The sequence below is a fragment of the Aquabacterium sp. genome (assembly GCF_041915145.1).
GTDB lineage: Bacteria > Pseudomonadota > Gammaproteobacteria > Burkholderiales > Burkholderiaceae_C > Aquabacterium.
The window spans coordinates 1-2,583 of sequence record NZ_JAYSBZ010000159.1 but is presented as its reverse complement, the minus strand read 5'-3'; the positions used below and the strand labels follow the sequence as shown (position 1 = coordinate 2,583).

The 2,583-nt window shown below is 61.4% G+C and carries 7 protein-coding genes; all 7 read right to left on the bottom strand.

Translation table 11 applies throughout. The features are described from left to right. Nucleotides 1–12: 12 nt before the first annotated feature. A complete protein-coding gene (locus ACE3SS_RS15490; RefSeq protein ID WP_374595485.1) occupies nucleotides 13–198 on the bottom strand; it encodes a hypothetical protein in 186 nt (61 codons plus the stop codon). An 18-nt stretch (nucleotides 199–216) separates the two neighbouring features. After that, entirely contained in the window at nucleotides 217–408 is a 192-nt protein-coding gene (locus ACE3SS_RS15485; protein ID WP_374595483.1) for a hypothetical protein, read from the bottom strand. A gap of 130 nt (nucleotides 409–538) precedes the next feature. Next, nucleotides 539–880, bottom strand: a complete 342-nt coding sequence (locus tag ACE3SS_RS15480; protein ID WP_374595481.1) for a transposase — start codon at nucleotides 878–880, stop codon at nucleotides 539–541. Between the two features lie 46 nt (nucleotides 881–926). Then, a complete protein-coding gene (locus tag ACE3SS_RS15475; protein WP_374595479.1) occupies nucleotides 927–1,172 on the bottom strand; it encodes a hypothetical protein in 246 nt (81 codons plus the stop codon). A 15-nt stretch (nucleotides 1,173–1,187) separates the two neighbouring features. Then, nucleotides 1,188–1,424 (bottom strand): hypothetical protein, encoded by a 237-nt coding sequence (locus ACE3SS_RS15470; RefSeq protein WP_374595477.1) that lies wholly within the window; start codon nucleotides 1,422–1,424, stop codon nucleotides 1,188–1,190. Nucleotides 1,425–1,438: 14 nt separating this feature from the next. After that, nucleotides 1,439–1,627: a hypothetical protein gene (locus tag ACE3SS_RS15465; RefSeq protein ID WP_374595475.1), complete on the bottom strand. Its 189-nt coding sequence runs from the start codon at nucleotides 1,625–1,627 to the stop codon at nucleotides 1,439–1,441. Nucleotides 1,628–1,687: 60 nt separating this feature from the next. Then, nucleotides 1,688–2,368, bottom strand: a complete 681-nt coding sequence (locus tag ACE3SS_RS15460) for a tyrosine-type recombinase/integrase (protein ID WP_374595473.1) — start codon at nucleotides 2,366–2,368, stop codon at nucleotides 1,688–1,690. Nucleotides 2,369–2,583 lie beyond the last annotated feature (215 nt).

The window sequence follows — 2,583 nt, the reverse complement described above, 5'->3', positions numbered from 1 at the left end:
TCCTTTCCTCGGTCAGTGCTTGAAGTCGATCACGATGACCGACTCGCCTTCGGCTTCGATCTGCTTCGCTTCAGCGAAAGCCTTCTGCTCCTGTTCCATCGACGGGTAGCGGCCGAATGGAGCCAACGGGTTGATTGCGCGCGTCCACTGGCCGGGCTGAACCTCGGTATGGAACTGCGGTGTGAAGCTCAATGACATGTCGGCTGTTTCCGATGGTTAAGGGTGGCCGGCGCTCATCTGTTGGCGCTGGGCATTGGCTTCTGCAACTGCTGCGTCCATCACCCCAGGGTCGTACTCGGCCCGGTTGTCGATAAACACCCGGCCATCCACGACGAGCGGCGGCACGGGCGGCGTCTGCATTTCATTCCAGCGCTCAATGGCATCAGCCTGGCGCTGATCCTGGGCCATCGCAGGGCATCCAGACGCGGTACAGCGAACCACGAAGAGATTATTCTTGGGCACCTTGGACGGCCCCTCGGCGGTGGCTCCGCAGCGGCAGTTGATTGGAAGCGTTGGCATGGCTGCTGTTCCAGTGATGTCAGTCGGAGGCCCGCAAACCCTCGGAGTCGTCGTAAGAAAGGCTCTCTGGGCAAAGGTCGGTGAGGTCGGACAGGACTCTCTTGACAGGATCGAAGCGGTCGCCCAGCTCGTCGCGCACCCTCTCATCGAGATCGAGGGCGAGCTCGAAGAGCTCGCCCACCTGCTGGCGGCGGCCTTGGTTGAACACGTCCATGGCGAGGCGGTGCAGGTTCAGGATCTCAGTCCGAAAGTCGCCGTGCCCTCGCCAGTCGACTTTGTCGATCAGCCACAGCAGCCTAGCCGTTTCGAACGGATCGGCCTGCCAGAGCCTGTCCCATTCCTCGTCAGTGATGCTTGACATGTGTGCGCTCTTTCCGCGGTGTCAGGTGTTGCCAGTGCTGATCTGGCTAGAAGCTGTCGAATACTGCCCAGGCTTCAATTTCTTCACCTTGGCAAATATCGTCTTCGTCCATGAATCCACGTTCATCGCCGCTGGCGATGCGCAAACACACGGCATAGCCAACCAGGCACACGAAGACGCGCGGGATCTTCTTCCCCCTAACTTCGACGACCCACAGCTCCCTAGGGGGAAATCCAGTCTCCGTCACCCTGTTCCAGTGGATTTTTGAAAACTCAAATTGCTTCTGATCCATGCCTGGTGTCCTAGTTCAGTTGCTGGCCAGGCGTGCCTGGTACGCGCGCAGCAAGGCCTCGCCAGTTTCAGTGAGCCGGTCGCCGTCAATGCAACCCCAGCCCACCAAAGTAGCGCGAGCGGTCATGTAGCCGCGAGCGGCGGAATAGCTGGGCGTAGTCACCCTACCGCCGTCCCGAGCAGCTTCGAGAAGCTGGCGGTGTGCGGAGTTCATGCGCGAGCGCATCTGAGCGATGGACGGGGTATGCAGCATGGCGTCGTTTCCTCTCAGGTTGCGCGCTTGCGCCGCTTCAAACTGGCTTCGTACAGAGCCTCGATGCTCTGACTCAATCCGCCTTGGTCCAGCGCCAGCAGACCCTCGTAGGTCGCCGGCTTCAGGCTCACGGTCTTCTTGACCGCCTTGTCCTCTTCCGGCTTCGGCTTCCGCCCCGGCTTGGCGCGAACTGCTTTCGTCATGGGCTCTATTTTGGTCATACCGTTTTAGTTTGTCAAGCGTTTTGGTATGACTGAATTACATCACAGTGCGCCAGCAAACATTGCCTCAAGAACCTCGACCTTCACATCGAGATAGGCATCGGTGTGATCGAGGTGGGCGTGGCCGAGAAGTTGCTGGATCGTCTCGGGCTCGTGGCCCTTCGCCAGCAGCCGATTGGCGAACGTGCGCCGGCCGGTGTGGCTTGAGCACTCCTGCAGGCCAGCGGCCCGGTAGAGGCCGGATACGTGCGCCTGCAAGGCATCGCAGGCCCAGTAGTCCTCCAGCTCCCCGCCCGCGAGCACCCGGGGCTTTCTGTTCAGGCTGAAGCCCGCGCCGCGCCGGCTGACGATCAGGGGTGTGGCCGGGGCCAGGCCGCGATACCTACGCCGGTCCAGCTCGGTTGCATGGCCCTTGACCCAGCGCCACTCGATGTAGGCATCCAGCGCCTGGCGCGTGTCGTCGTGGGTCAGGAAGACGCACCGCTGCCGGCAACCCTTCGTGATCGAGGCCCGCAACGACACCTCGTCGCGCACCGCGCCAGAGGGCAGCAGCACGTCCTCGACGGTCAGGCGGGCAATCTCGGTGATCCGCATGGCACAGGTCACGCCCAGCAGCAGAACCAGGCGGTCGCGCTCGGGGTAGCGGCTCGTGGCGTCGGTGACGCGCAGCAGGTGGCGCAGCTGGGCTGCGGTGATGGTGGCGGCTTTCTGTGCGTGGGGCATGTGGACCTCGGAACGTCGTTGATAACGCGCGTGTTCAGAGGGAATTCCCTGCGGGCCGCGTGTCCAGCGTAACACCGCATGGATGTCGGTGGACGTGCGTGTTGCTAGGCCATGGACATGGTTGGAAAGCCTTGAAAACAAAGAGTTCTTGCCGATCAGATGAATGTCTATGGATTGACGTTGATTGTCGGCTATTTTTTATTGGGGATGTCCAT